This is a genomic window from Clostridium fessum (assembly GCF_027698965.1).
GTDB lineage: Bacteria > Bacillota > Clostridia > Lachnospirales > Lachnospiraceae > Otoolea > Otoolea fessa.
In genome coordinates this window covers 136325-162351 of record NZ_JAQEQF010000001.1, presented here as the reverse complement: position 1 = coordinate 162351, position 26027 = coordinate 136325, and the positions used below count along the sequence as shown (strand labels likewise).

Genomic DNA, 26027 nt, shown 5'->3' with positions numbered 1-26027 from the left:
AGCATCTTGAGGTAGAATATAGAAAGGGAGGAAGTTATGGAACATATTGGAATGAAATTGACAGAAGAACATGTCCGTTGGGCGGCTCTTGGTGGCTCTATTCTTGGCGGCGGTGGAGGCGGTTCGGCAAAGACCGGAGCTGAGTTCGGAGATCTGGCTGTGCGGTTCAGCCAGCTGGAATTAACCCCGTTGGATCAGATTGATCCGGAAACCGTGGTTGTCACAGCCTCTATGGTAGGAGCTCCTGCCGCACAGGAGAAGTTTGTCTCCCCGGCAGATATGATGCGCTGCGTGGAGCTCTTTACTCAAAGCACGGGTATTCGTCCAGGAGGTATCGTTACTAATGAGAATGGAGGCGGTTCTACGTTCAATGGCTGGCTAGAGGCATCCATGCTGGGAATCCCTCTGATAGACGCTCCCTGCAACGGCCGTGCTCATCCTACGGGAGTGATGGGAAGCCTGAATCTTCATCGTGATCCCAATTATATTACTACCATGACCTGTGTGGGCGGACGAAAGGAATTGGGCCGACACGTGGAATGTACAGTTACAGGTTCTATTGATCATTGTTCTAAACTGGTGCGGGCGGCTGCTGTGGAGGCTGGAGGTCTTGTGGCTGTAATCCGGAACCCGGTGAAGGCTTCGTTCCTGCAAAAAAACAGCGCTGTGGGGGGCTTGTCACTGGCTATTGAGACGGGACGCCGTTATTCACAGGGATTAGAAAAGTCGGTAGAAAATGGTGTGCAGGAGGTTTGTGAATTTTTAGGCGGTGAGATATTGGCTCACGGTCCGGTAGAGGAGTATCAGCTGCGCAGTGAAGGTGGCTTTGATGTAGGTATCGTTAAGATTGGTGGATATGAGATGTCTTTCTGGAATGAGTACATGACGGTGGATGGACCAGATGGACAGCGCAAAGGCACATTCCCTGATCTGATTATGACATTTGACAGCCAGACTGGACGGCCAACGCCTACATCTGACTTGAAGCAGGGCCAAGAAGTTTATCTCATTCATGTGGGTTATCAGCATCTGAAGTTGGCGGCTCCCATGTTTGACAAGGACTTATTGGCGGGCGTAGAGAAGATCATCAACCGTCCTATTGTGGATTGTGTGTCATTCTGATAAGGAGATAAGGGAATCTATGCGAAAGGCCCCGCCGCCAAAATGCTGGCAGCGGGGCCTTTGTAGATAGGACGTAACGGTTCAGTAGGTTTGTGCATTTATTGCGCGTGACTGTGAAGGTACTGAACAGTTACGATAGGACAAGCATAAGATGGAGGAAATTAAGATGGTGAAGATGAAAGTTGGAGCAATAACCATTGGGCAGTCACCCAGGACGGATGTGGTACAAGAACTGTTTCCGCTGATGGGTGAGCAGGTGGAACTAATTCAGGCAGGTGCATTAGATGGGCTCACTCGGGAGGATATCCAGGCATTTGCACCAGGACCAGAGGATTATACTTTAATCTCACGACTTCGGGACGGAAGTTCGGTTATGATTGCCGAACGACATATTCTGCCCCAGCTGCAGCAGTGTATCGAACGGTTGGAAGAGCAGGGCGTAAATTTGATTCTGTTTTTGTGCACGGGGGATTTTCCGGCTGTGTTTCATTCTAAAGTGCCATTGATTTTTCCGTGCAAGGTGCTTAATGGGCTTGTGCCAGCCTTGTCTAATCGAGGAAAGATCGCTGTAGTGGTTCCAACACCGCAGCACGTGGATCAGACAGAGAAAAAGTGGAATCAGTATGTAAAGGAGAGTATTATTATTCCGGCTTCTCCCTACGGTAGCCAGGATGATTTGGATGCGGCGGCTAGAGCTGCAGCGAAAATGGATGTGGATCTGGTGGTAATGGACTGCATTGGCTATAATATCGGAATGAAAGAACAATTTCAAAAATTGTCTGGAAAACGGGTGATTTTGTCCCGGACACTTGCAGTCCGGGCTATGATGGAACTGCTGTCATAAGGGGGGAAATGCGATGGAACTGGCGGAAATTGGAAAAAATATTTTAACAAACTGCATGAATGTCAAACCGGGGGAGAATGTACTGATAGTGACCGATGATGAGAAGTATGCCATTGGTCAGACCTTGTATCAGGCAGCTAAACTTTTGAAAGCAGAAGCTATGTTAATGACTATGACTGCTAGAGAGGTGTCTGGTCAGGAACCACCCGCTGTAGTGGCAGCTGCCATGAAAGCGGCGGATGTGGTGATTTGCCCCATGAAAACATCTATTACGCATACACGAGCCAAAATTGAGGCAGCGAAAGCTGGAGCAAGGATTGCTACAATGCCGGGAATCACGGAGGAAATGTTTGCCAAGGGTGCTATGACTGCAGATTACAGTCGTGTTATGGCACTTACAGAGCAGGTGACTGACTTATTGACGAATGCCAATACAGCACGCATAGAGAAAGATGGACATGTTTTAACGCTGGATCTTCGGGGACGGCGTGGAGTATCTAGCCCTGGTGTCTATCGGGAAAAGGGGCAGGCGGGAAATCTTCCTTCCGGAGAGTCCTACATAGCTCCGATAGAGACAGGAGCAAATGGTACGATGGTAATTGATGGATCTATGGTTGGAATCGGTTTATTAGAACAGCCTTTGGAAGTGAAAGTGAAGGACGGGGTTCTTCAAAGCATCCAGGGAAAAGAAGCAGAGAAACTGGAGATTCTCTTGAGAAATAAGAACAATGCCACTCTGTGTGAACTGGGCATTGGAACCAACTATGCGGCCAGACTGATCGGCGTTATTCTGGAGGATGAGAAAGCTTATCAAACGGTCCATATTGCCTTTGGTACTAACGTAGGATTTGGAGGAAATAATCAGGCAGACTGCCATATGGACGGAATTATTAAGAATCCCACATTGTATTTGGATGACAAGCTAGTTATATTAGATGGAGTTTTCCAGATTTAAGGAGATACTCCAATTGCTGCCTGAGTATTTTGATCATGAAATTATTTTTAGGAAACCAAGAGAGAAGGAACGTATAATATGAAAACTTATAAAGTTGGTCTGATTCGGGTGCTGACCACAGAGGACGAGGAATTGCTGCAGCTGCATGGAAAGCTGATAGAATCGTATTTCCCTATGTTCCAGGTGGTGTCACGATGTATTCCGGAACAACCGGAGGGAATTCATGACGATGAAACATTCGCTGTAGGTGTACCTAAGGTGGTGAATCTTGCAGTGGAACTGTGGAAGGAAGGCTGTCAGGCTATTATTATCAGCTGTGCCGGTGACCCGGGAGTTCCGGAGGCAAGACAGGCCGTACCGATTCCGGTTATAGGAGCGGGAGCCAGTACTGCAGCGTTGAGTCTGTTTTTTGGCAGTCATCCGGCTGTGTTGGGGATTACTGAAGATGTACCGTCAGGATATCAGCGGATATTCGGTGATCGGATTGTAGACAATGCAAAGGGAGATGGGGTAGAAAATGTCCTGGATTTGATGACAGACAGAGGATATGAAGCCACCATGAAAGCAGCGGCTGCGCAGAAAGAGATGGGGGCCGATGTGATTGCCCTTAGCTGTACAGGAATGTCCAGTATCCGTATTGCTCCCTCCATCGAAAAGACAGTAGGAATTCCGGTTCTGGATCCTGTTTTGTGTGAGGGACTGCTGACATTGTTTGAGCTATTGAGAAGAGAAAATATGGAGGATTAGGAGTTAGAATTAGGAAGCTTCGTCTATACTAAAATATAGGCGGAGCTTTTTTGTGTATAATGATTGTATCTTAAATGGAAGATCGATTATAATATAAATAGACAGAAAAACTGGCGGTTTATATAAATATTATGCTGGGTACACATACATTCCCAGCAGCTGCTGAACACAGTAAAAGGCAATGGAGGCACCGGATAACCATAGCTGCAACTGTGGCGCAGAAAGTGAATGAGTGAAATTATGAAACGAATTAACAATGTTATGCCAATTATTTCTGGACCCTGTTTTGGTTTTGCCGGAATTTTTGTACACGAGTTACGGATCGTACTTGCTAAGCTTGTGCTTTCGGGTAAAGAGCAGGAAGTTGTGGAGGAATAGGATCATGTCAAAAGATGAGTATTTGATTACCGATGCGCCGCTGAAAGCGTTGACGGTTTTTGCAATGCCGATGATTCTCGGCAGTTTTTTTCAGCAGGTATACAATATGGCGGACTCCATTATCGTCGGCCAGTTTGTGGGTTCCTCCGCACTGGCGGCGGTTGGCGCCTGTGCAGCGCTGACGAATGTTTTCATTTGTGTGGCACTGGGGGCCGGTGCTGGTGCAGGTGTGCTTGTGAGCCGCTATTTCGGTGCCAAAGAGTATGGAAAAATGAAAACGATTGTGTCTACATCACTGATCAGCTTTTTGCTACTGAGCATCATCCTTGGTGTCTTTGGCTTTTGTTTTTCCCATGCGATGATGAGCGGATTACAGACTCCTGCCGATATTCTGGAGGAAGCAGTGCTGTACCTGCGGGTCTATTTTGTGGGCTTTCCGTTTTTGTTCATGTACAATATTCTCTCTACCATGTTCACTTCCATCGGTGAATCAAAAATTCCATTGGGACTGCTGATCTTTTCATCAATCCTGAATATTGTAATGGATCTTTGGATGGTAGCCGGTCTGGGACTTGGCGTGTTCGGTGCGGCGCTTGCAACTTTGATCGCACAGGGCATTTCGGCTGTGTTTTCACTTTTGATTTTCTTTTACCGGATGCGGCGGTATAAGAGTATCTTTGCCTGGTTTGACGGACAGGAGCTGCGCTCGATGCTTCGGATTGCTGTTCCGTCGGTTCTTCAGCAGTCTACCGTATCCATCGGTATGATGATCGTACAGGCGGTGGTAAATCCTTTTGGAACACAGGCACTCGCCGGATACGCGGCAACGATGCGTGTGGAGAATGTTTTTTCCCTGATTTTTGTGTCCATCGGCAATGCGGTTTCTCCGTTTGTTTCCCAGAATCTTGGCGCAAACAAAACCCAGCGCATCAAAAAAGGCTACCATGCAGCATTGGTGCTTGATGTGTGTTTTGCGGCGCTTGCTTTCCTTGTCATTGAAACGCTGCACACGCAGATTTCCTCACTGTTCCTTGGAAAAGATGGAACCGCCCTGGCTTATCAGGTGTCTGGGGATTATATGAGATGGCTTGGTTACTTCTTTATCTTTATGGGAATTAAAATGGCGACCGATGGAGTCCTTCGCGGACTCGGAATCATGCAGCCATTCCTCATTGCCAACATGGTAAACCTTGCGATCCGCCTGTCCGTGGCATTGATCGGTGCACCACGTTTTGGCATTGATTTTGTTTGGCTCGCCGTGCCGGCAGGATGGCTTGCCAACTTTTTGGTGTCCTATGCGGCACTGAGAAAATCCTGGCCGGCTGAGAAAGTGGAGTCATCCCGATAAATTTGGATGTACTGAAAGGAAATACATACTTTTGCCTTGTTTGATTTATGAATATCGATTTTGTTAAAAATATGTATTTGCATTAGAGAAAAAAATGGGTATAATAACATAAACTGACAGAAGGAGAAATTTGTGATGAAGAGACGGGAAGGTTTTACACTGGCTGAGCTATTGATAGTGGTGGTTATTATTGGAATACTGGTATCAATTTCAATTCCGATTTTTACGGCACAGATGCACAAGGCGAAGGTGGCGGCAGACTGGGCGAATCTCAGGGCATATTATGCGGAAATACAGGCAGATTATATGTCTACCCAGCAGCAGAATCCGAAGGTTAAACTTTATTGGGATATAGATAACGCTGATGACTGGCATTCGGTGACTTTTTTAGATGGGCATAAGGCTGAGATGAAGGCTGGAACCTGTGCAGTTAGTTTTACTGATAATAAAGGATATTCAATTGTGTATCACTGTAATAAAACGCATAAAAAATGTGACTTGGGTTTGGGGGAGAACTACACTAGTCAATGATAGAGTATTGAGAATGCATAAGGAATTTACGCAGAAAGTGTAAATTCTGTGCATCGCGAAGCGTGTTACTGAGAACGCAGTGAACAGTAACAAATTAATAGTAAAGTGGATAACATCTACTTCTAATGCTGGACATCCACCCCAAAGTCAAGTATAATAAACTAGAACAGTTGTACGATTATAATAAACGGGTAATCAGAGCACAAGCGGACATCTGATTTCCCGTTTTTGTGTTGCAATGTATCCGGAAGAAGCTGCCGGCGGCAGGTTCTGTAGGTGAATAGAAAGACAAATAGAAGGAGGTACCCTATCCGATGTCAAGAAAAAATCCGTTCGTTATGCCCATCCTCAAATGGGTAGGCGGCAAACGGCAGCTGCTGGACAGCATCAATCCGCTGATCCCGGAATGTTCGACCTATTATGAGCCGTTTATCGGGGGCGGTGCGGTGCTCTTTGGGAGACAACCGAACAAGGCGGTGATCAATGACTCCAACGAAGAGCTGATCAATGTATACCGGATGATCAAGGAAGAGCCGGAAGCGTTGATTGCGGCGCTGAGCGCCCATAAGGAACAGAATTGCGAGGAGTATTATTATACGGTGCGGGCGTGGGATCGCGACAAGGAGACGTATCAGACGCGGACCAACGTCGAGCGGGCAGCGCGGATCATTTACCTGAACAAGACCTGCTACAACGGCCTGTTCCGCGTCAACAGCTCCGGCGAGTTCAATTCTCCGTGGGGCAGATATAAGAATCCGAATATCACGAACGAGGCGACTATCCATGCGCTGAATGCGTATTTAAATAAAGCAAACATCACGATCAAATGCGGCGATTACCGCGAGGCGTTAAAGGGCATCCGGAAGGGCGCGTTCGTCTATTTTGACCCGCCTTATATGCCGATCAGCTCATCGGCGTCGTTCACGGGCTACACCGCGGGCGGCTTCGGGGAGGAAGAGCAGATCGCATTAAAAGAGCAGTGTGACATGTTGAATGCAAAGGGCATCAAGTTCCTGCTTTCCAATTCGTCCTGCGAATTTATCGAGGATTTATATAAAGATTACATCATCGACCACGTGGATGCCAAGCGCGCGATCAACGTGAAACCGGAGAAGCGCGGAGAGATTCAGGAAGTTCTGGTACGCAATTATGAGCTTGATTGATGATAAATGGAGAATTTTATTTGATAAATACCGGATTGAGCGGGAAATTGAGAAACATGGGCGGTTTTACATTACCGCCGACCAGATCCGTGAAGTCAAGGAACCGCGTCTGATGACGAAATTTGATACGCGGGAATCCCTGCCGCGGGTGTTTGGAAAGAAAATTTCGATTCTTCCGGTGTCGCGCGGCGGCTATGTGCTGGGCGAGTTTGACTTATATCAGGATTTTCCGGAGATTCCGTCCGGTATCAAGCGGGTGACGAGCGCGAAGATACCCGATTACTTTGAGTCCATCGACCTTCATGACATCCGTTCGGAAGCCAGCGCGATCAACGTTATGAGCATCACGGGGATTCTGGATGATTTTCTGGGCGAAGATCGCATGGTGCAGACGGTTTCGGGGCGGATGGGGTCTGGAAATTTTGAGTTTTATGTCAGCGACTATCAAAAATCAGAGCTGATTGAAAAAAAGCCGCTTATCCAGGTACAGAATTCGCAGGTCGAGATCGACGGCGGATTTGAAAATGAGAATGTATTTACGCTGATCGAGGGAAAAAACGTCGTCCACAGCAATTTTCTGATCCGGCAGCTCTATTATCCGGCGAGACTCTGGGCGGAGAAGATACACAAGCCTATCCGTCCGGTGTTTATGGTGTATTCGAATAATATTTTCCGCCTGCTGGAATATGAATTTACGGACCTGCGCTACTACAATTCGCTGCGGCTGGTGCAGGAGCGAAATTACAGCTTAGAGGAAATTGAGATCACGCTGGATGATTTATACGATGTCTGGGCACGGACAAAGGTCAAGCCGGAACCGGCGGTTACCTTTATCCAGGCGGACAGCTTTTACAAGGTTATTTCACTGGTGGAACGGCTGAACGAGAATCCAATGACGGGCGGGGAGATCGCGCAGCTTTTTGGATTTAAGGAGCGACAGTCGGACTATTATTTCAACGCGTGCCGCTATCTGGGGCTGGCGGAGAAGCAGACGGATGAGGACGGCGTGAAAGTGCATATCACGGCGATAGGAAGACGGCTTTTGAAACTGCCGTATAGGGCGCGCCAGCTCGAATACGTCCGCCTGATTCTGGAACACCCGATTTTCCACGATTTATTTGAAGCTGCCCTTCAGATCGGAGATGTTCCGGACAAGGAGTATGTCGCAAAGAAAATGCGGGAATACCAGGTCTGTGGGGAAAATCTGATCGTGCGGAGGTCAAGTTCAGTGCGGGCATGGCTGTACTGGATTCTGACGCTGGTGAACGAAGGATAGGGAAATGGTGCGGAATTATTATATGTATCCGTTATCATGCTAAGGGGGGTAATTTTGTCTCAGATGCGGCGGCGTCCGTGCATGTTATGCCTGACCGTTAGAAAAACAGACCATTTGGACAGAGAATAAAATATAGAAAGTTACAGGACAGCATATGGGCAGACAAGAGCAGACAAATCATCTTTTCAGCAATCGCGATCTGCGGATTCTTCTGGTTCCGCTGATCGTAGAGCAGATTTTAAACTCCCTGATGGGTACAGCGGACAGCATTATGGTCAGCAACGTGGGATCGGCGGCGATCTCGGCGGTTTCGTTGGTTGACTCCATCAATATTTTAGTGATACAGGCATTCTATGCGCTGGCGGCAGGCGGCACGATCGTCTGCTCCCAGTACATCGGACAGAAAGATAAGAAAAATGCGGAGGAATCCGCGAGACAGTTATCTTTTGTGGTGGCGTGCATCTCGTCGGCGGTCATGGCAGTCTGCCTTCTGACACGCGGACCGCTGCTGCGGCTGATTTTCGGCAGCGTCGAGGCGGATGTCATGGAGGCAGCGCAGACCTATTTCTTCTACACGGCGCTTTCGTTCCCATTTATCGCCCTCTATGATGCCGGTTCCTCGATCTACCGGGCGCAAGGAAATACAAGGCTTCCGATGACGATCGCGGTCGTCTCTAACGGGTTAAATATCGCCGGAAATGCGGTGCTTATCTGGGGCTTCCATCTTGGAGTTGCCGGTGCGGCGATTGCCACGCTCGGTTCCCGCGTTATCTCGGCAGTGGTGGTGTTCGCCTTTTTGCACAATCCCAGCCAGGAAATTGCGGTGCGTGACTATCTGCATATCCGTCCGGACGGACGCCGGATTATGCGGATTCTCTCATTGGGAATCCCAAACGGTATCGAAAATGCGATGTTCCAGTTTGGAAAACTTGCGATTCAGTCAACCGTCTCGACCCTCGGGACGATCGCGATCGCAGCCCAGGCGATGACGAATATTCTGGAAAACTTAAACGGCATCGCGGCGATCGGTATCGGAATCGGCATGATGACGGTGGTCGGACAGTGTCTCGGCGCGGGGCGCAAGGATGAGGCGATCTATTATATCAAAAAATTGACGGCAGTGGCGGAGGTCGTCATCATCGCAAGCTGTGCGCTCGTATTTCTGGCGACGAAACCGGTCACGATTCTGGGCGGCATGGAGCCGGAGAGTGCGAAGATGTGTCTCTACATGGTCGGATGGATCACGGTGGTAAAGCCGATCGTCTGGACGCTCGCATTTATTCCGGCATATGGAATGCGGGCTGCCGGGGATGTGAGGTTTTCGATGATTCTCTCCTGCATCAGTATGTGGGCGTTCCGGGTGACGCTGTGCATTTATCTCTGCCGCGTCCACGGCTTCGGACCGATCGCGGTGTGGATCGGCATGTTTACAGACTGGACGATCCGGGGCATCGTATTCACATTCCGCTTTATGGGCCGGAGATGGCTCGCGCATAAAGTTGTGTAAAAAACAGAGGGAGCAAAATGAAAATGGAGTTACAAATACTGGATTGGATTCAGCAGATGCGGACGCCGGTGGGCGATGTCTGGATGGTGTTTATTTCGCGGCTTGGAAATGCAGGAATGATTTGGATTCTGTTTACATGCCTGCTGCTTATGATTCCGCGGACGAGAAGATGGGGAGCTGCGCTGGCGGTAGCGCTCTGTCTGGATGCGATCATCTGTAATATCTTACTAAAGCCTATGGTTTGCCGGATCCGTCCGTGCGATGTGAATCAGACAGTTCAGCTGATCATTGCCCGCCCGGCGGACTATTCCTTCCCGTCGGGACATACGGCAGCTTCGTTTGCTGCGGTCGCGGCTCTGTACTTTGCCGGGGCGAAAAAATGGTGGAAAATCACGTTGCCTCTGGCGATCCTGATGGCGTTTTCAAGAATGTATTTATATGTGCATTACCCGACCGATGTTTTGGGCGGCATGATTGTGGGGTGCGCGGCGGGGTATTTTGGAAACCGGCTGGCGGCGCATCTGATACGGTCCTGGAGACAGAAGATGAAAAAACCAGAGGACAGAAAAAATAGATAATTTTATGTAAGAGATGCCAGAAGTTACTGTTCACGCATACGTGAACAGTAATGCCAGAATACCTGTAATTGCCCCGTTTTTCTCTTGATATCCTTTATTTCCGATGGTATAATCTATAATCGAAATAATTTCTTTTATGATAGAAAAGGGATGATTATGATGGGGTTAGACCAGAATCAGTAATTTTATTCATTGTTAAAAGGTACGGCGTGATCTATCGACTCCAAAGCTTAGGATGATAGGAACTGCGTTTTTTGATGATGAGGTACCTGGAAAGCGACCAGGGGTAATGTGCTCTCGGAATCTTTCTGTGCTTGATTTTGTGAGATGTTTTTTTGTCAGTTGTGCCCAAATTTCTGAGGCGTACGCGGTGCGTACGTTGATGAAATTCGGGTGCGGCTGGCGGAAAATCAGCCACAAAAGCAGGTGCAGAAAAGACTCCGAGAGTACATTATAGAGTGATGGAGGAGAAAGACATGTTAAATTACAAGAAATATAAGAGAGTTCCTGTGGTAAATTACCCGGAGCGTGAGTGGCCGAATAAAGAGATTGAGAAAGCGCCGATCTGGTGCAGCGTTGACCTGCGCGACGGCAACCAGGCACTGGTTGAGCCGATGGTCGTAGAGGAGAAGATTGAGATGTTCAACCTCCTGGTAAAACTTGGATTTAAAGAGATCGAGATTGGCTTCCCGGCAGCTTCCCAGATCGAGTACGATTTCCTGCGCCAGTTAGTAGAACGCAAGCTTATCCCGGACGACGTAGTTGTACAGGTTCTGACCCAGTGCCGCGAGCACCTGATCAAGAGAACCTTCGATGCCATCCAGGGTATTCCGAAGGCGATCGTACATATTTACAATTCGACTTCTACCTTACAGCGTGAGGTTGTATTCCATGCAGACCGCGAGGAAGTAAAGCAGATCGCGATCGATGGTACCCGCATGGTAAAGAAATATATGAAAGATTACGACGGAAAAGTAATCCTTGAGTACTCTCCGGAGAGCTTTACCGGAACCGAGCTTGATTTTGCACTGGATATTTGCACCGCTGTACAGGAAGAGTGGGGCGCAACCCCGGACAATAAGATCATCATCAACCTTCCGGCAACGGTTGAGATGACGACTCCGAACGTATACGCAGACCAGATCGAGTGGATGAACAGGCATTTTAAGAACCGTGACAGCATTATTTTAAGTATCCATCCGCACAATGACCGTGGTACCGGCATTGCAGCGACCGAGCTGGCTCTCTTGGCAGGTGCAGACCGTGTCGAGGGTACACTGCTTGGAAACGGCGAGCGTACTGGTAATATCGACATATTAAATATCGCTTACAATATGTTCTCGCAGGGTATCAACCCGGAGTTGAATCTGGAAAATGTAAAGGAGATCACCGAGGTTTGCGAGCGCTGCACAAAGATGACCGTTGATCCGAGACATCCGTATGCAGGCAAGCTGGTATTTACCGCATTTTCCGGTTCCCATCAGGATGCGATCAGCAAGGGTATGCAGGCGCTTCAGAAGAGAACCGATGGCATCTGGGAGGTTCCGTACCTGCCGATCGATCCGAGTGATATCGGACGCGAGTACGAGCCGGTTGTCCGCATCAACAGCCAGTCCGGCAAGGGCGGCGTAGCCTTCGTCATGGATTCCTTCTACGGATTCCGTCTTCCGAAGGGAATGCACAAAGAGTTTGCTGACATTATCCAGAAGATTGCAGAAAAGCAGGGCGAGGTAGCTCCGGAGCAGATCATGGACGAGTTCCGTGCAAACTACCTGGACAGAAAAGAGCCGATGCACTTCAAAAAATGCCAGATCACAGACAAGGAGTACGAGGGCGGCGCATTCGCAACCGTTGCAACTCTTACCTTTACCGCTCATGACACCGAGCGCACCGTTGAGGGCGTAGGTAACGGACCGATCGATGCGGTACAGAGAGCGATCGAGGAGGCACTTGGCATCGAGATCCGTGTTCTGGACTACAACGAGCATGCACTTCGTTCCGGTTCCGGCGCACAGGCAGCGTCCTACATCCATCTGATGGATGTAAAGAGCGGCCGGGCAACCTACGGTGTCGGCATCAGCTCCAACATTACGAGAGCATCTATCCGCGGTATCTTCAGTGCGGTAAACAGATTGTTCTACTAAAAAATAAAATGAATCAATTCAGAGTGACTGCTTGTGTGTGGACAGTCGCTGGTTTGGGCGGTATGCAGAAATGTGTGCCGCTCTTTTTCTGCCTGCCCGTGAACAGTAACAATTGAGTTACTGTTCACAGGTAGGCACTTTTGGAACCGAAAGTGCCGTAAGAAAACGTGGTGGCAGCAGGAATTTGCCGTATTTAAATGCGAAGCCACGGCAAATTCCGTTACTGGGCACGTATGCGTGAACAGTAACACAATTGAAACACGTTTTAGCGTACACTCCGCATTCCAATATTGACAAGAACAAAATCCCGGTGTTACGATATAGAAAACTGAAAAACTGCATGAAATGACGATATTCGACTGAAAATTTCATGCTTATGAAAAAGAGAAAGGAAGTCCGTGAAAATGATTCTAAGGGCGAAGTATTTAATTACCGGAGATGGCAGAACCTGTTTGCAGGATCAGGCGGTGTATCTGGATAAAGAGGGAAAAATCGGCTGGATAGGAGACGCTGCGGAAGCGGCGGGGCGCTACCCGGAAGAGATGGTAAAGGATTACGGCGAGGCGACGATCCTGCCGGGACTGTTTGATATGCATGTGCATTTCGGTTACTACTACAGCCAGCCGGATCTGGATAATTATGACGATTATATGGTGGCATACTATGCGCTGGAACAGGCGAAACAGTCGCTGCGGCTCGGCATCACGACGGTGCGCGATCTGTCCTGTCCGCCCAATCTGATGAAGCAGCTGCGTCTGGCAGGGCAGAAGGGGTATGTGACGGTTCCGCGTATCATCCATGCGGACGCAGGTATCTGCATGACCGGAGGACACGGACATCAGGATGGGGTCGAGGAGGCGGACAGCCCGTGGGGCGTGCGCGCCGCTATCCGAAGACAGCTGCGCGCGGGAGCTGACTGGGTCAAGATCCTGACGAGCAACCGTGGCGATATCCCGGAATTTACGCAGGAAGAGCTGGATGCAGCGGTCGATGAGGCGCACCGCCAGGGGGTGAAGATCGCGGTTCATTCGGGTACACAGCCGTCGATTCAGATGTGTATTGACGCGGGATTTGACACGATCGAGCACGGAACCTTTTTAACAGAGGCGCAGGCGCGCCAGATGGCAGAAAAAGGAATCGCGTGGACGCCGACGATCACGGCGTACACGTATTTGTATGAGCAGACGAAGCAGATGATCGAGGCGGGTGTGGACATGGACAACCCGATCGCCGCCAGAGCCGTTCACGATCAGGCATTTTTCAAACCGGCGTTTGAGGCATACCGGGACAATTTCAAAAAGCTCTATGACACGGGAGTTACGGTGCTGGCAGGCAGCGACATGGTACTCTACAAAGCACCGCCGCTTCCGATTCATCAGGAACTCGGCTATATGGTAGACTATGGAATCACGCCGGTGGAGGCAGTGAGAACCGCAACATACAATGCGGCGAGCGTGCTTGGAATCGAGAAGGAGACGGGTAGCCTGAAAGAGGGCCTGGCGGGGGATCTGCTGGTTGTAAAGGGAGATGTCTCAAAGAATATTCGTGCGCTGGATGATGTGCTGGAAGTGTATCTGGCAGGAAAAATGGTGTATACGGTGTAAAAGATATGAAAAAGCTGTCTTTTTCAGAAGTGCAGGAGTTTTTGTTTCCTGAGATGGGAAAACCAAAAAGAAAATAAAAACATCTTGAAATTCTAAAAGAGACAGCTTTTATTATGTATCTATACCGCGCAGACTGTTTAAAATACGACTTCATTCCCATGAACAAACGGATTCGGCGTGTGTACGGTCAGAATCTTAACGACACGGTTTGTGTTGTTGACCCAGTCATGCGGGGTCTGGGAGTGGATCTGGATGCTGTCGCCCGGATTCAGGCAGTATTCGCTGCCGTCCAGATATACGGTCAGGATACCCTCCAGAACGTAGATAAATTCTTCACCGTCGTGCTGATTCATCTCAAGCTGGTTTTCAGAGCTTGTGGTGGCAGACGGCATCAGGTGGAAGATACGCGGAAGACAGGCAAATCCCTGTGCATTTCCATTGACCAGGTACTGTACGATCTGGGGGTTGATCTGGGAACAGTGCATGGCAAAACTCCGGCTGACCGGGGATTTCTCCTGATCGGCGGAGGAGTCAAAGAACGAAGACAGACTGACTCCGAGAATCGTAGCAAGCTTTGCCAGAGAGTCGATTGCAATCGAAGAGAGACCGCGCTCCAACTGGGAAAGAAAGCCGATGGACAGACCGGACTCTTCGCTGAGCTGTTTCAGTGTGTATTTTTTTGCGGTACGGAAGGCTTTTACCTTGGCACCGATGGTAACATTATGATCCATAGATATATCCCCCTTGCGGCATCATTCTTTAATATAATATATTCACTATACAGGATTTTTGTTGGAACGTCAACCAAAGGGGTAGTTTTGACGGGTAAATTTAATTCGAAATGGAACGATTTTTTGGGAAAAGACCAAAATGGGCGGCGGATTTGGAGAAGTGAATCAGTGAGCGGATAGATGGGGGAGAAAATGGGATAGAGAAAACGGGTGGACAGAAAATAAAAACAGGGGGAGAAACAGAATGAAGGAAATAGTACGCGCTTCGATCGAGGATTGTTCCCAGATCGAGCGCTTCCGTTTGGTGACTCGTCTGGGGAATGCGATTCTTTCCAATGGCGGGGAGGTATTCCGGGCGGAGCAGGCGATGGAGTATGCGGCGCGGGCGCTGCGTCTCGAAGCATTCAATGCGTATGTGATTGCAAATGGGATTTTTTCAAATGTGGTGATTGACGGGCGGTTTTATTCCAGCCGTATCTGCCATGTGCCGCTGGCACCTACGATTCTATGCCGGGTGGATGCCTTAAACGATTTGTCGAGAAAGATTGCGGCGGGTAAATGTGGTCCTTATGAGATGCGGATGCGCCTTGAGCAGATTGAACAGATGAAAGTGATCGAAAATCGGGGAAAGGTTCTGGCGGCAGGAATTGGAAGCGCCGGATTTTGTTACCTGTTCCAGGGCAGTCTGCGCGATACGGCGGCGGCATTTGTGACGGGCGTGCTGCTGTATTTGTTCCTTTTATACGCAGCTCCGCGCTTTTCCTCGTCCCGGATGATGCAGACGATCATGACGAGCAGCGTGCTTGCATTGTGCTGTTGTTTTCTGTGTTGGATCGGGCTGGGAGAAAGCCTGGATCATGTCATGATCGGAGCTGTGTTCACGCTGGCGCCGGGGGTGCCGCTGACCAATTCGATCCGGAATTTTTTGGAAAATGATTATTTATCCGGTCTGATCCGTTTTGTAGACGCCTTTTTGACGGCGGGCTGTATCGCGATCGGAGTTGGTGTGGCACTGCGGTTCTGGATGTTTGCGATGGGAGGTATGCTCTGATGGAAATGGCAGGGGAAATTCTGGGGCAGCTTCTGGCGGCCTGTGTCGGAACTGCCGCCTTTTCGGCGCTGTTTGGAGTTCCGAAGAAGTATTGGCTGGATTGTGGTATCTGCGGGGCAGTCGGCTGGGGCGTGTATCTGGCGGTCATGGCAGCTTATCAGACGCCGATCATCGGGACCTTCGCGGCGAGCGCGGTTTTGACGATGCTGTCGCGCTGTCTGGCGGTACAGCGGAAAGCGCCGACGCTCCTCTTTCTGGTCTGCGGCATCTTCCCGCTTGTGCCCGGAGCGGCGATCTATTATACCGCCTACAACTTTTTTATGGGGCAGGAAGCGCTGGCGCTCCAGTATGGCATGGATACAATCAAGATGGCGATCGCAATCGGGCTGGGGATCGGAGCGGCATATTCGCTTCCGGGACACCTGTTTGGATGGAAGCGGGAGATAGAGGTGTGGGAACCTGAGAAAGAGGGTAAAAAGTAGCCGCGGTTTACTTTTCTTTTAAAATATAGTAGAATACCCTCATACTATTAAGGAAAATATGATCAGCTGCGGCAGGCGTGGGGTGTTCTGCGGGCTTGATGGAGGGGACAGACATCGATATGGACAGTAAATTTTATGAGCCAGAAGTTCTGAAACAGCTGCAGGGAGAGATTCTGTCGATTCTGGATGATTTTATCCGGATCTGTGAAGACTATCATCTGGAATATTTCGGGATAGCCGGAACGGGAATTGGTGCGCTGCGGCACAAGGGATTTATTCCCTGGGACGACGATATCGATATTGCGATGCCGCGGCGGGATTTTGAGCGCCTGCTCCGGATCGTGGAAAAGAAGATGAGCGACCGGTATCTGGTTCTCAATGCAGAGCGATATCCCAATTATCCGCTGATGACGACCCGTCTGGTGAAGAAGGGGACGGTGTTTGTTGAGGAGGTTATGAAGGATGTGGACTGTCCGTTCGGCATCTTTCTGGATCTTTATGTGCTTGACAATGTGGCGGACAACCCGGTTCTATACCAGATTCAGTCGTGGACGGCCTGGTTCTGGAGTAAGCTGATGATTCTGCGGGCGATTCCGCGTCCGACGCTGCAGCAGCGGGGCATCAAGGCGAAGCTTATCTGGGCGGTCTGCGGGATGGTCTACAAGGCGATGAAGCTGCTCCATATCTCGCCTCAGTGGCTGCGGATGCGCTGTGAGCGGGTCTGCCGTAAATACAATAAATACCGGACACGCCGGATGGCATTTCTGCCGGACACAAGCCCATACTGGAATGTCGTGGATCGGACGCGCTGTTATCCGCTCCGGAAGCTGGAATTTGAGGGCAGACGCATGAATTTCCCAGGAAATATCGAGGAAATGCTGACAAAAATGTATGGCGATTTCATGCAGCTTCCGCCGGTTGAAAAACGCAAAACACACACGCCGAGCCGGCTGGAATTTTCAAAGGAAGAGATACTGTAGTGGTAAAATATTTAGCGAACGCCCTGATCGGTGGAGACGGGCAGATTGAAAAACGAAATATGAGCTGGAATATGATAGGGAGCTTTCTCTATGCACTGGCGTCCATGGTGCTGACGATCGCGGTCATCCAGATTGTCGGCGAGGATGAGGGCGGTATCTTCTCCTTTGCGTATTCTACATTTGGTCAGCATATGTTTATGGTGGCCTATTTTGGCATCCGCCCGTTCCAGATCACGGATACGAGGCGGCGGTTTACGTTTGGCGAATATCTGCGGCTGCGCCTGATGACCTGCGGCGCGGCGCTGGTAGCCGGGCTTTTTTATGTGACGGTGATCAACCGGGACTATGCCTTTGTCAAGGCGGCGACGGTGTTTTTAATGGTCGCGTACAAGGTGATCGACGGTTTCGCGGACGCTTACGAGGCAGAATTTCAGCGTGATGGACGCCTGTATCTGACGGGCAAATCAAACGCATTCAGGACGGTTTTATCGGTCGGTGTCTTTTTAGGCAGTTTGAATGCGACCCACAACCTGGTTGGCTCCTGCCTGGCGGCGGTACTGGCGCAGCTGGCGGGCGTGTGCCTGTTTGATTTTTCGGTAATCGGTCATCTGCCGCAGGTGGACTGGGAGGTCCGCTCCGGGCGTGTCGGGCTGTTGTTTAAAGAAAATGTAGTCCTGTTTTTATCGGTTATTCTGGATTTTTATATTTTTTCTGCCGCGAAATATGCGATCGAGGGCAATATGGCGGACAAGTATCAGGCGGTATTCGGTGCGATCTTTATGCCGACCAGCGTCATCAATCTGGTGGCAGGCTTCGTCATCCGCCCGTATATCACGAAACTCTCGGATCAGTGGGAGCGGAATGCGCTCCCGGAATTTGCCGGGACGGTAGGCCGGCTGGCGGCAATCATCGCGGCGCTTACGGCGCTGGCAGTCGGGGGTGCTTGGATTCTCGGAATCCCGGTCCTCTCAATATTATATCCGAAGATTGCGTACATGCTGCGGGAATGCCGCCTGGCGCTGACGTTTATCATTCTGGGCGGCGCGTTCAATGCGTATGTGAATCTGTTTTATTATGCACTCATCATTATGCAGGAGCAGAAACGAATTTTTCTGGGTTATGTCGGTGTGACGGCAGCGGCGCTCCTTATTTCTTCGCCCTGTGTACGGGCGGCGGGACTGCTGGGAGGATCGCTTTCGTATCTGCTTTTGATGGCGGCACTGACTGCCTGCTTTGGACTGACGTCGCTTGTGATGTACCGGAGACGGGTACGCGGGATATAGAACTTGTTTAGAATGTACTCTCGGAGTCTTTCTGCACTTGCTTTTGTGGCTGATTTTCCGCCAGCCGCACCCGAATTTCATCAACGTACGCACCGCGTACGCCTCAGAAATTTGGGCACAACTGACAAAAAATCATCTCACAAAATCGAGCACAGAAAGATTTCGAGAGTACATTAGATAGATTTGGAGGAAATGTATGATTAATTTTGCGGTAGGACCGGTTCAGATGGACGAGGAAATCCGGGCGATCGGGGCGGAAGAAGTGCCATATTTCCGCACACCGGAATTTTCTGCAATTATGAAGGAAAATGAGCGCCTGATGAAGCAGTTCACGGGGGCGCCGGAGGATGCGAGGGCGGTTTTCCTGACAGGTTCGGGCACGGCGGCGATGGAAGCGGCAGTCATGAACCTTTTTACAGAGCGCGACCGCGTGCTGGTCGTAAACGGCGGCAGTTTTGGCGCGCGGTTTGCGAAAATTTGTGAGATCCATGAAGTTCCTCATGAGGAGATCCAGCTGGAGAGCGGACGGGCGCTTCGGGCAGAAGACCTGGCACCGTATGAGGGAAAAGGATTTACCGGATTTTTAGTCAATGTCCATGAGACTTCCACGGGCGTTCTCTATGATATGGAGCTGATTTCGGACTTTTGCAGACGAAACCAGCTGATCCTGGCGGTTGACGCGGTCAGCTCGTTTCTTGCCGATCCATTTTGGATGGGAAAATGGGGCGTTGATCTGGTGCTGACCGGTTCTCAGAAAGCGCTGGCACTTCCGCCGGGAATCTCGATTCTGGTGCTGGGGGCGCGTGCGATCGCGAGAGTGCAGGAGACGGTGGTCCGCTCGATGTATTTTGATCTGCGCGACTATCTGAAAAATGGCGAGCGGGGGCAGACGCCGTTTACACCAGCGGTCGGAGTGCTTTTACAGCTTCATAAACGGCTGACGATGATCGAGGAAAAAGGGCTTGCGGCAGAACAGGCACGGATCCGCTGTCAGGCGGAGGATTTCCGAAGCAAAATTAAAGATCTGCCGTTTGAGATTGTTTCCAATTCTCTCTCGGCTGCATTGACACCGCTTCACCCGACGGGTGTGGATAAAGATGGAAAACCGGTCTCGGCGCATCGGATTTTTGAGATTTTGAAGGATGAATACGGCATCTGGATCTGCCCGAACGGCGGCGCGCTTGCCGACACGGTGTTCCGCGTCGGTCATATCGGCGCATTGACGCCGGAAGACAATGACAGCCTGATTGCGGCGTGGAAAGATATGCAAAGGAGGGGGCTTCTGTGAAAGTATTGATTCTGGCAGCGGGACGGGGAACCCGGATCTCGCGTTATCTGTCGGGAAAACCAAAATGTACGGTGGATATCGGCGGCGGACAGTGCCTGATCGAGTACACGATCGACCTGCTTCATTCCCGGGGTATCCAGGACATCGGTATCGTGCTGGGCTATGAGGCGCAGGTGATCCGCGAGGTTTTGGCAGATAAGGGAGTATCCTTTTTTTACAACCCGTTTTACGATGTGACAAACAGCATTGCGTCTGCATGGTTTGCGAAGGAGTTCTTGATGGGGGACGATCTGCTGATCATGAACGGTGACGTATACCTGGAGGAAAAATTGCTTGACCGGATCCTCGCGCAGGGCAGGAGCCCGGTGATGTTTGCGGACGAGAGCCGACGGGAGACAGCGGATTATAAGTTCTTCTATGAAGATGGAATTTTGAAAAAATATGGAAAAGAGCTGACCGGGGATGATGTGACGGGCGAGTACATCGGAATCGGACGGTTTTCAGCGGCATTTATGCCGGAATTTATCTGCCGGATGGAGGAGATGATCGACCGCCAGGAGCACGGCGTCTGGTGGGAAAATGTTGTTTACAGCATGACCGGGCAGCAGCCGGTCTATGTCGAGGACGTCAGCGGGCATTTCTGGGCGGAGGTTGATTATATTGAGGATTATGAGCGCATCCTGAAACATAGAGGTGTGGAGAAGATAGTGCGCTAGAGCGCTTGATTTGAAAGACAAAACACGGTTCACGGGTAGGCGCTTTTGGAACCGAAAGTGCCGTAAGAAAACGTGGTGGCAGCAGAAATTTACCGAATTTAAACGGGAAAAATAAGGGAGAAGTACAGATGCAGTTTAACAGGCATTTTATCAATCGAATAGAGAAAAAAGATGTGCTGCGGCTGCTTCTGGCGCTTGTGGCAGTCTTTGTGATCGGTGTTCTGGGCGAGTTTGTCTGCAATTTCCCGGCGCTCCGGGCAAATGGATGGACGCGGCAGGCGACGCGGACGATCGCTCTGGACGAGGTGCAGGTGAGCGGATTTGAGCGGGTAGAGACAGAAAAGAACGGTTTGGGTGAAATCACCGGAGATCCGGGGCAAATCATTGGAGAGAATAGGCGGCAGGTGGAAAATACAGAGGTGCTGCAGCTTTCGGATGCAAGCGGTTATCTTCACATTCCACTGGACGGCAGCTATGTCAGCCAGTTTCTCTACCACTATGATTACGATGGTCTGTTAAATGCCACCGTCCGCCTCGGTTACCGCAACATCTACGGCGAGCAGCGGGAGCACGACGCAAAGATGGTCATGGACCGCAACTGCCGGGTGCTGAAATTTTCTTCGGTTCCGGTGAATGGGAAGCTGGACTACGTGGATCTTCTGATCACGCGGGAGGATCTAGACGAAGAAGGGCTTTCCTACATGAATTTTGGCGGGATGCCGCTTGCACTGACCGGGTTTGCGACGGTGGCGCGGGCAGGTATCAACTGGTACCGGCTGGGACTGTTCTGGTGTGCGGCGGCGGTTTTGATCGCACTTCTCTGTTTCCGGGATTTTGTGGCAAAGCGCATCGAGGTTGGATTTCTGCTGCTCTCCCTGACGTTTGGAACAATATTTTCACTGTCGCTCCCGGCAAATAAGGTGAGCTGGGATGAGGAAGTGCATTTCGCGCAGGCGTTCTGGATGGCAAATTACCGGACGCCGGTGCAGGCGGATCCGGCGCTTTTACAGGAGTTTACGGCGGGCGTAGATACTTGGCCATACAACCAGCCGGAAAACCAGGACGAGCAGGCGGCGCTCACTTCGTATCTGAATCAGAATGCGGGTTACCGGCACGGTGAACATCTCTGGAGTACGGATCTCAACAAAACGACGATGACCGGATATGTGGGCTCGGCGCTGGTGCTGAAAGCGGGCGGGCTGCTTCATATCCCATTTGGAATCCTGTATAAGCTGGGGCGGCTGGGAAATCTCTATGTCTATGCGGCAGTTTTGTATTTTGCCATCAAAAAAACACCGGTCGGCAAGGCAATCCTGGCATTTCTGGCGCTGATGCCCGAGCCGATGATGCTGGCGGGGGCATATTCCTATGACCCGACCGTCACGGCGTTTTTGTGGCTGTCTTTTGCGGGCATTCTGGAAGCGGCGCTTGGCGGGCGGAAAATGGACTGGAAAGCGTATGCGCTTATCGTGCTTACCTTTGTATGGGGCTGCCGCGTCAAGGCGGTATATGCGCCGCTCATTCTGCTGGGACTGATGATTCCGGCAGAAAAGTTCCGTTCTAAACGGGAAATGTACCTGATGAAGGGTGGATTTATCGTGATCTGCGGTCTGATGATGTTATCTTTCATCCTGCCGGTTCTGATCGCGCCGCGCGATATCGGGGATACGAGAGGCGACAGCACCAGCGAGAAAGGGCAGATGGCATACATTCTGGGACAGCCGCTTGCCTATGCATGGGTGCTGATGTGCAACCTGTTCCGGACGCTTCCGTCCTATGTGCTGGGCGAAAATTCGCTGGGGCTTCTGGGACACACGGGAACGATGTCATTTCCGTGGGCGCTGTACGCCGGTTCGGCGGCAGTTATCCTCACAGCCGGGCAGTCGTCCTGTGGAAAACGTCTGTCAAAAAAACAGAAGCTGTGGATATCCGTACTCTGCGCGGGAACGGCAGTGCTGGTCTGGACTTCGATGTACATCGCATTTACCAGACCGGGTAATACCTATATCGACGGCGTACAGGGGCGCTATTATCTGCCATTTCTGCCGCTTGTCTGGCTGGTATTAAACCCGGAGCGGGTGATGGTGCGGATGGAGAATAAAAACTATCATGCGCTGGTGTTAGGGGCGGCGGCGCTGATTCTGGCGGCAACGGTTTATCTGGATATCTGGATGAAGTTCTGCCGGTAAGCATAAGCAAGCCAGAAGCAGGAAAAGATGTTTGAAACGTTAAAATCGATCATAAGTCTGGTAAAAATAAATTCAAGCAGGTACCGCTCTTGAAAAACGAGAAGGCAGAAGTGCGGCATGAAAGAGCGAGAGAGAAAGGGAAACGAGATGCAGCAGGAAATCATTCATACATTTGCGGTCTGTGCATATAAGGATTCGCCATATCTGGAAGAATGTCTGCGTTCGGTGACGAGCCAGACGGTCAAATCGGAGGTGATCTGCTGTACCTCGACGCCGAGCAGCTATGTCCGGGAGCTGACAGCGCGGTATCGGGTGCCGCTCTATGTGCGGGACGGGGCGAGCAATATCCGTGAGGACTGGATGTTTGCCTATGGAAAAGCGCAGGGGCGTTTTGTCACGATCGCGCATCAGGACGACCGATACCGCAGCGATTATGCCGAAAAGCTTTTAAAGGCATGGAAGAAATATCCGGATCTGCTGCTGTTTGCGAGCGATTATCTCACGATCCGCATGACGGAGAAAGAGGGAAAAATGAAAGCCATTCCGGAGCCATTTAACATGGTCTGGCTGGTAAAAAAGATACTGCGCCTGCCGCTGCGGCTTCGTTTCCTGGCAAACCGCACATGGATCAAGCGGAGCAGTGTCTGGTTTGGCAATTCAATCTGCTGTCCGTCCTGCACGTACAATAAAGAACAGATTGGGGACGATATGTTCCATTCGGAGTATGATTTTGCGCTGGACTGGGACAACCTTTACGAGCTGGCGGGCAAAAAAGGGCGTTTTATCTGTTCGGAAAAACCGCTGATTGCCTACCGCGTTCATGCGGCGGCGACGACGAAAGCCTGCATCGAGGACAACCGGCGCCCGGCGGATGAGATGGCGATGTTCCGGAAAATGTGGCCGGACTGGATGGTAAAGATTCTGATGCATTTTTACAGAAAAGCCTATAAGGAGTACGAAAAATGAGAAAAGCCGATGTGATTATACCTACGTTCAAACCGGGGGATAAGCTGGAAAAACTTCTGCGGCGGCTGTTGGAACAGAGTGTGCCGGTGGACCGTGTGATCATCATGAATACGGAAGAAAAGTACTGGGATGCTGAGCGGTTTGAGTCCTTATTTGAGGGGGAAGATACGAAGCTGACCGTGTGCCATATCCGCCAGTCGGAATTTGACCATGGAAGGACGCGCCATGAGGGAATTTTGAAATCAGATGCGGATGTCTGCATCTGCATGACGCACGACTGCGTGCCGTATGACCGGAATCTGGTGAAAGAGCTTCTGGAGGCGCTGGATGCTTCGGAACGTGTGGCGGCAGCATATGCGAGACAGCTTCCGGCGGCGGACTGCGGTGTGATTGAACGGTATACGAGGGACTTTAATTATCCGGCGGTGAGCCGTCTGAAAGGGAAAGAGGACGAGGACGAGCTGGGAATCAAGACGTATTTCTGTTCCAATGTCTGCGCGGCATACCGGCGGGATATTTACCTGAAGCTTGGCGGATTTACGAAGAAAACCATTTTCAACGAGGATATGATTTTTGCCGGACACGCGGTGGAAGCCGGGTATCAGATTGCCTACGCGGCGGACGCGCAGGTCATCCATTCCCACAATTATACGGCGATGCAGCAGCTGCACCGGAATTTCGACCTTGGCGTATCGCAGGCGGATCACCCCGAGGTGTTTGGGCACCTTCATTCGGAGGGCGAGGGAATCCGTCTGGTGAAGAAAACAGCGAAATGGCTGGTGGAAAATGGTCATGTGCTTCTTCTGCCACAGCTTGTGATGGCGAGCGGAAGCAAATATGCCGGGTACTGGCTGGGAAAGCATTATAAAAAGCTGCCGGAGGGGCTGATTCGAAGCCTGACGATGAATCCGGCATACTGGGAAGGAGAAGCGGGCGATGGAAGATAAGGCGTTATTGTCCACAGAAGAAGCTTCTGGGGCGGAAAAAGCCGAACTTTTGATAGTCATACCGGCGTACAACGAAGCCGAAAATATAGAGCGGGTTGTGAACCATCTGACTGCCAATTTTCCGCAGTATGATTATGTGGTCGTCAATGACGGATCGCGCGATGAGACGGCGGCGATCTGCCAGAGAAATGGATATAATCTGTTGAACCTTCCGGTCAATCTGGGACTGGCGGGGGCATTTCAGGCGGGACTTAAATATGCCGACAAGTACGGATATCAATATGCGGTCCAGCTCGATGGAGACGGACAGCACCGTCCGGAGTATCTGGAATCCATGATCAAGAAAATGGAAGAAGGTTACGATATCGTCATCGGTTCCCGGTTTGTCGGGGAGAAAAAGCCATTTACGATGCGGATGCTTGGAAGTAATCTGATCGAGATGGCGATCCGCTTCACAACTGGTGTCAATATCAAGGATCCGACCTCGGGAATGCGGATGTTCAGCAAGCGCATGATCCGCGAATTTGCATCGGGGCTTAACTACGGTCCGGAGCCGGACACCGTTTCCTACCTGATCCGCCAGGGCGCGCGGGTGGCGGAGGTGCCGGTCATCATGGATGAACGGATTCTGGGAGTCAGTTACCTGACACCGGTCAATGCGATGCGGTATATGCTTAAAATGCTGATTTCGATTCTGTTAATCCAGAATTTCAGAAAGAGGAGGTAGCGCCATGACGCCAACACTCAGAGTTGTCCTGATCGTCGTGTCGATCCTGACAACCTTTATGATTATGCGGAAGATCCGGCAGTCAAAACTCCAGATCGAGGATTCGATTTTCTGGCTGGGATTCTCGTCCATTCTCATTGTGTTCAGTATCTTTCCGGGGCTGCCGGATCTTTTGGCGGAGCTGGCGGGAACGTACACGACTGCCAATTTTATCTATCTGGCGGTTATTTTCCTTCTGATTGTGAAAATGTTCCATATGTCGATCAAACAGTCGCAGCTGGAGACGAAGGTCAAGGATCTGGCGCAGAAGATTGCGCTGGATGAAAATGAGCGGGGGAAAGAGGCACAAACATCTGTAAAAAAGGTTGTCAGCCAGAAAAACGAATGATATAGTTAAAGATGGCACAGCCGAAAAGGATGATGCCAGTTACGTATTGAAAAATGAATTGAAATACCTGCATAAGAAGGAG

Annotated in this window: 25 protein-coding genes; 24 read left to right on the top strand and 1 reads right to left on the bottom strand. The window is 50.5% G+C overall.

The window, feature by feature from the left end:
- Nucleotides 1-36: 36 nt before the first annotated feature.
- From PG862_RS00650 to PG862_RS00590, 13 genes are all read left to right on the top strand, one after another.
- Nucleotides 37-1122 carry a DUF917 domain-containing protein gene (locus PG862_RS00650; RefSeq protein ID WP_118469235.1) on the top strand — a complete coding sequence of 362 codons (1086 nt, stop codon included), beginning with the start codon at nt 37-39 and terminating at the stop codon, nt 1120-1122.
- Nucleotides 1123-1288: 166 nt separating this feature from the next.
- Nucleotides 1289-1966: an AroM family protein gene (locus PG862_RS00645; protein WP_243032015.1), complete on the top strand. Its 678-nt coding sequence runs from the start codon at nt 1289-1291 to the stop codon at nt 1964-1966.
- A gap of 13 nt (nt 1967-1979) precedes the next feature.
- On the top strand, nt 1980-2921 hold the full coding sequence (locus tag PG862_RS00640; RefSeq protein WP_270706198.1) for an aminopeptidase: 942 nt from the start codon (nt 1980-1982) through the stop codon (nt 2919-2921).
- Nucleotides 2922-2999: 78 nt separating this feature from the next.
- Nucleotides 3000-3668, top strand: a complete 669-nt coding sequence (locus PG862_RS00635) for an aspartate/glutamate racemase family protein (RefSeq protein ID WP_118742821.1) — start codon at nt 3000-3002, stop codon at nt 3666-3668.
- 240 nt (nt 3669-3908) lie between these two features.
- Nucleotides 3909-4046 carry a hypothetical protein gene (locus PG862_RS00630; RefSeq protein ID WP_182457033.1) on the top strand — a complete coding sequence of 46 codons (138 nt, stop codon included), beginning with the start codon at nt 3909-3911 and terminating at the stop codon, nt 4044-4046.
- 4 nt (nt 4047-4050) lie between these two features.
- Nucleotides 4051-5394: an MATE family efflux transporter gene (locus tag PG862_RS00625; protein ID WP_270706197.1), complete on the top strand. Its 1344-nt coding sequence runs from the start codon at nt 4051-4053 to the stop codon at nt 5392-5394.
- A 135-nt stretch (nt 5395-5529) separates the two neighbouring features.
- Nucleotides 5530-5925: a prepilin-type N-terminal cleavage/methylation domain-containing protein gene (locus tag PG862_RS00620; RefSeq protein WP_270706196.1), complete on the top strand. Its 396-nt coding sequence runs from the start codon at nt 5530-5532 to the stop codon at nt 5923-5925.
- A 314-nt stretch (nt 5926-6239) separates the two neighbouring features.
- Nucleotides 6240-7088 (top strand): DNA adenine methylase, encoded by an 849-nt coding sequence (locus tag PG862_RS00615; RefSeq protein WP_118493355.1) that lies wholly within the window; start codon nt 6240-6242, stop codon nt 7086-7088.
- Nucleotides 7075-8364 carry a type II restriction enzyme gene (locus tag PG862_RS00610; protein ID WP_270706195.1) on the top strand — a complete coding sequence of 430 codons (1290 nt, stop codon included), beginning with the start codon at nt 7075-7077 and terminating at the stop codon, nt 8362-8364. Before PG862_RS00615 ends, PG862_RS00610 begins: the two co-directional genes overlap by 14 nt.
- Nucleotides 8365-8518: 154 nt before the next feature.
- Nucleotides 8519-9871, top strand: a complete 1353-nt coding sequence (locus PG862_RS00605; protein WP_107000719.1) for an MATE family efflux transporter — start codon at nt 8519-8521, stop codon at nt 9869-9871.
- A 23-nt stretch (nt 9872-9894) separates the two neighbouring features.
- Entirely contained in the window at nt 9895-10449 is a 555-nt protein-coding gene (locus PG862_RS00600) for a phosphatase PAP2 family protein (protein ID WP_333491420.1), read from the top strand.
- 476 nt (nt 10450-10925) lie between these two features.
- Nucleotides 10926-12593, top strand: a complete 1668-nt coding sequence (gene leuA, locus PG862_RS00595) for a 2-isopropylmalate synthase (RefSeq protein ID WP_270706194.1) — start codon at nt 10926-10928, stop codon at nt 12591-12593.
- 404 nt (nt 12594-12997) lie between these two features.
- Entirely contained in the window at nt 12998-14197 is a 1200-nt protein-coding gene (locus PG862_RS00590; RefSeq protein ID WP_270231203.1) for an amidohydrolase family protein, read from the top strand.
- Nucleotides 14198-14334: 137 nt separating this feature from the next.
- On the opposite strand, the gene PG862_RS00585 is transcribed toward PG862_RS00590, so the two are convergent.
- Nucleotides 14335-14928, bottom strand: coding sequence for a cupin domain-containing protein (locus PG862_RS00585; RefSeq protein WP_022360036.1), 594 nt, complete (start codon nt 14926-14928; stop codon nt 14335-14337).
- Between the two features lie 244 nt (nt 14929-15172).
- Here PG862_RS00585 and PG862_RS00580 point away from each other — a divergent pair, with 244 nt between their 5' ends.
- From PG862_RS00580 to PG862_RS00530, 11 genes are all read left to right on the top strand, one after another.
- Nucleotides 15173-15979, top strand: a complete 807-nt coding sequence (locus PG862_RS00580) for a threonine/serine exporter family protein (RefSeq protein ID WP_107000715.1) — start codon at nt 15173-15175, stop codon at nt 15977-15979.
- Nucleotides 15979-16461, top strand: coding sequence for a threonine/serine exporter family protein (locus tag PG862_RS00575; protein WP_243099882.1), 483 nt, complete (start codon nt 15979-15981; stop codon nt 16459-16461). The genes PG862_RS00580 and PG862_RS00575 overlap by 1 nt, the downstream gene beginning before the upstream one ends.
- 119 nt (nt 16462-16580) lie before the next feature.
- Nucleotides 16581-17441, top strand: a complete 861-nt coding sequence (locus PG862_RS00570; protein WP_233430211.1) for a LicD family protein — start codon at nt 16581-16583, stop codon at nt 17439-17441.
- Complete coding sequence (locus tag PG862_RS00565) at nt 17441-18724, top strand: lipopolysaccharide biosynthesis protein (protein WP_333491307.1); 1284 nt, start codon at nt 17441-17443, stop codon at nt 18722-18724. The genes PG862_RS00570 and PG862_RS00565 overlap by 1 nt, the downstream gene beginning before the upstream one ends.
- 196 nt (nt 18725-18920) lie before the next feature.
- Entirely contained in the window at nt 18921-20012 is a 1092-nt protein-coding gene (locus PG862_RS00560) for a pyridoxal-phosphate-dependent aminotransferase family protein (protein ID WP_270706191.1), read from the top strand.
- Nucleotides 20009-20728, top strand: a complete 720-nt coding sequence (locus PG862_RS00555) for a phosphocholine cytidylyltransferase family protein (protein ID WP_270706190.1) — start codon at nt 20009-20011, stop codon at nt 20726-20728. The genes PG862_RS00560 and PG862_RS00555 overlap by 4 nt, the downstream gene beginning before the upstream one ends.
- A gap of 128 nt (nt 20729-20856) precedes the next feature.
- Entirely contained in the window at nt 20857-22917 is a 2061-nt protein-coding gene (locus tag PG862_RS00550; RefSeq protein ID WP_270706189.1) for a DUF2142 domain-containing protein, read from the top strand.
- Between the two features lie 117 nt (nt 22918-23034).
- Nucleotides 23035-23883 (top strand): glycosyltransferase family A protein, encoded by an 849-nt coding sequence (locus tag PG862_RS00545; protein WP_270706187.1) that lies wholly within the window; start codon nt 23035-23037, stop codon nt 23881-23883.
- Nucleotides 23880-24830 carry a glycosyltransferase family 2 protein gene (locus PG862_RS00540; RefSeq protein ID WP_270706186.1) on the top strand — a complete coding sequence of 317 codons (951 nt, stop codon included), beginning with the start codon at nt 23880-23882 and terminating at the stop codon, nt 24828-24830. Before PG862_RS00545 ends, PG862_RS00540 begins: the two co-directional genes overlap by 4 nt.
- A complete protein-coding gene (locus tag PG862_RS00535; protein WP_107000710.1) occupies nt 24820-25557 on the top strand; it encodes a glycosyltransferase family 2 protein in 738 nt (245 codons plus the stop codon). The genes PG862_RS00540 and PG862_RS00535 overlap by 11 nt, the downstream gene beginning before the upstream one ends.
- 4 nt (nt 25558-25561) lie before the next feature.
- Entirely contained in the window at nt 25562-25945 is a 384-nt protein-coding gene (locus tag PG862_RS00530) for a DUF2304 domain-containing protein (protein ID WP_107000709.1), read from the top strand.
- The last annotated feature ends 82 nt before the right edge of the window (nt 25946-26027 follow it).

Coding starts and splice junctions, on each gene's coding strand:
- PG862_RS00535 (WP_107000710.1), top strand. CDS start 24,820: ATGGAAGATAAGGCGTTATTGTCCACAGAAGAAGCTTCTGGGGCGGAA.
- PG862_RS00585 (WP_022360036.1), bottom strand. CDS start 14,928: ATGGATCATAATGTTACCATCGGTGCCAAGGTAAAAGCCTTCCGTACC.
- PG862_RS00545 (WP_270706187.1), top strand. CDS start 23,035: ATGAAAGAGCGAGAGAGAAAGGGAAACGAGATGCAGCAGGAAATCATT.
- PG862_RS00645 (WP_243032015.1), top strand. CDS start 1,289: ATGGTGAAGATGAAAGTTGGAGCAATAACCATTGGGCAGTCACCCAGG.
- leuA (WP_270706194.1), top strand. CDS start 10,926: ATGTTAAATTACAAGAAATATAAGAGAGTTCCTGTGGTAAATTACCCG.
- PG862_RS00540 (WP_270706186.1), top strand. CDS start 23,880: ATGAGAAAAGCCGATGTGATTATACCTACGTTCAAACCGGGGGATAAG.
- PG862_RS00575 (WP_243099882.1), top strand. CDS start 15,979: ATGGAAATGGCAGGGGAAATTCTGGGGCAGCTTCTGGCGGCCTGTGTC.
- PG862_RS00560 (WP_270706191.1), top strand. CDS start 18,921: ATGATTAATTTTGCGGTAGGACCGGTTCAGATGGACGAGGAAATCCGG.
- PG862_RS00635 (WP_118742821.1), top strand. CDS start 3,000: ATGAAAACTTATAAAGTTGGTCTGATTCGGGTGCTGACCACAGAGGAC.
- PG862_RS00620 (WP_270706196.1), top strand. CDS start 5,530: ATGAAGAGACGGGAAGGTTTTACACTGGCTGAGCTATTGATAGTGGTG.
- PG862_RS00615 (WP_118493355.1), top strand. CDS start 6,240: ATGTCAAGAAAAAATCCGTTCGTTATGCCCATCCTCAAATGGGTAGGC.
- PG862_RS00600 (WP_333491420.1), top strand. CDS start 9,895: ATGGAGTTACAAATACTGGATTGGATTCAGCAGATGCGGACGCCGGTG.
- PG862_RS00530 (WP_107000709.1), top strand. CDS start 25,562: ATGACGCCAACACTCAGAGTTGTCCTGATCGTCGTGTCGATCCTGACA.
- PG862_RS00640 (WP_270706198.1), top strand. CDS start 1,980: ATGGAACTGGCGGAAATTGGAAAAAATATTTTAACAAACTGCATGAAT.
- PG862_RS00625 (WP_270706197.1), top strand. CDS start 4,051: ATGTCAAAAGATGAGTATTTGATTACCGATGCGCCGCTGAAAGCGTTG.
- PG862_RS00650 (WP_118469235.1), top strand. CDS start 37: ATGGAACATATTGGAATGAAATTGACAGAAGAACATGTCCGTTGGGCG.
- PG862_RS00630 (WP_182457033.1), top strand. CDS start 3,909: ATGAAACGAATTAACAATGTTATGCCAATTATTTCTGGACCCTGTTTT.
- PG862_RS00610 (WP_270706195.1), top strand. CDS start 7,075: ATGAGCTTGATTGATGATAAATGGAGAATTTTATTTGATAAATACCGG.
- PG862_RS00550 (WP_270706189.1), top strand. CDS start 20,857: ATGCAGTTTAACAGGCATTTTATCAATCGAATAGAGAAAAAAGATGTG.
- PG862_RS00605 (WP_107000719.1), top strand. CDS start 8,519: ATGGGCAGACAAGAGCAGACAAATCATCTTTTCAGCAATCGCGATCTG.
- PG862_RS00570 (WP_233430211.1), top strand. CDS start 16,581: ATGGACAGTAAATTTTATGAGCCAGAAGTTCTGAAACAGCTGCAGGGA.
- PG862_RS00580 (WP_107000715.1), top strand. CDS start 15,173: ATGAAGGAAATAGTACGCGCTTCGATCGAGGATTGTTCCCAGATCGAG.
- PG862_RS00590 (WP_270231203.1), top strand. CDS start 12,998: ATGATTCTAAGGGCGAAGTATTTAATTACCGGAGATGGCAGAACCTGT.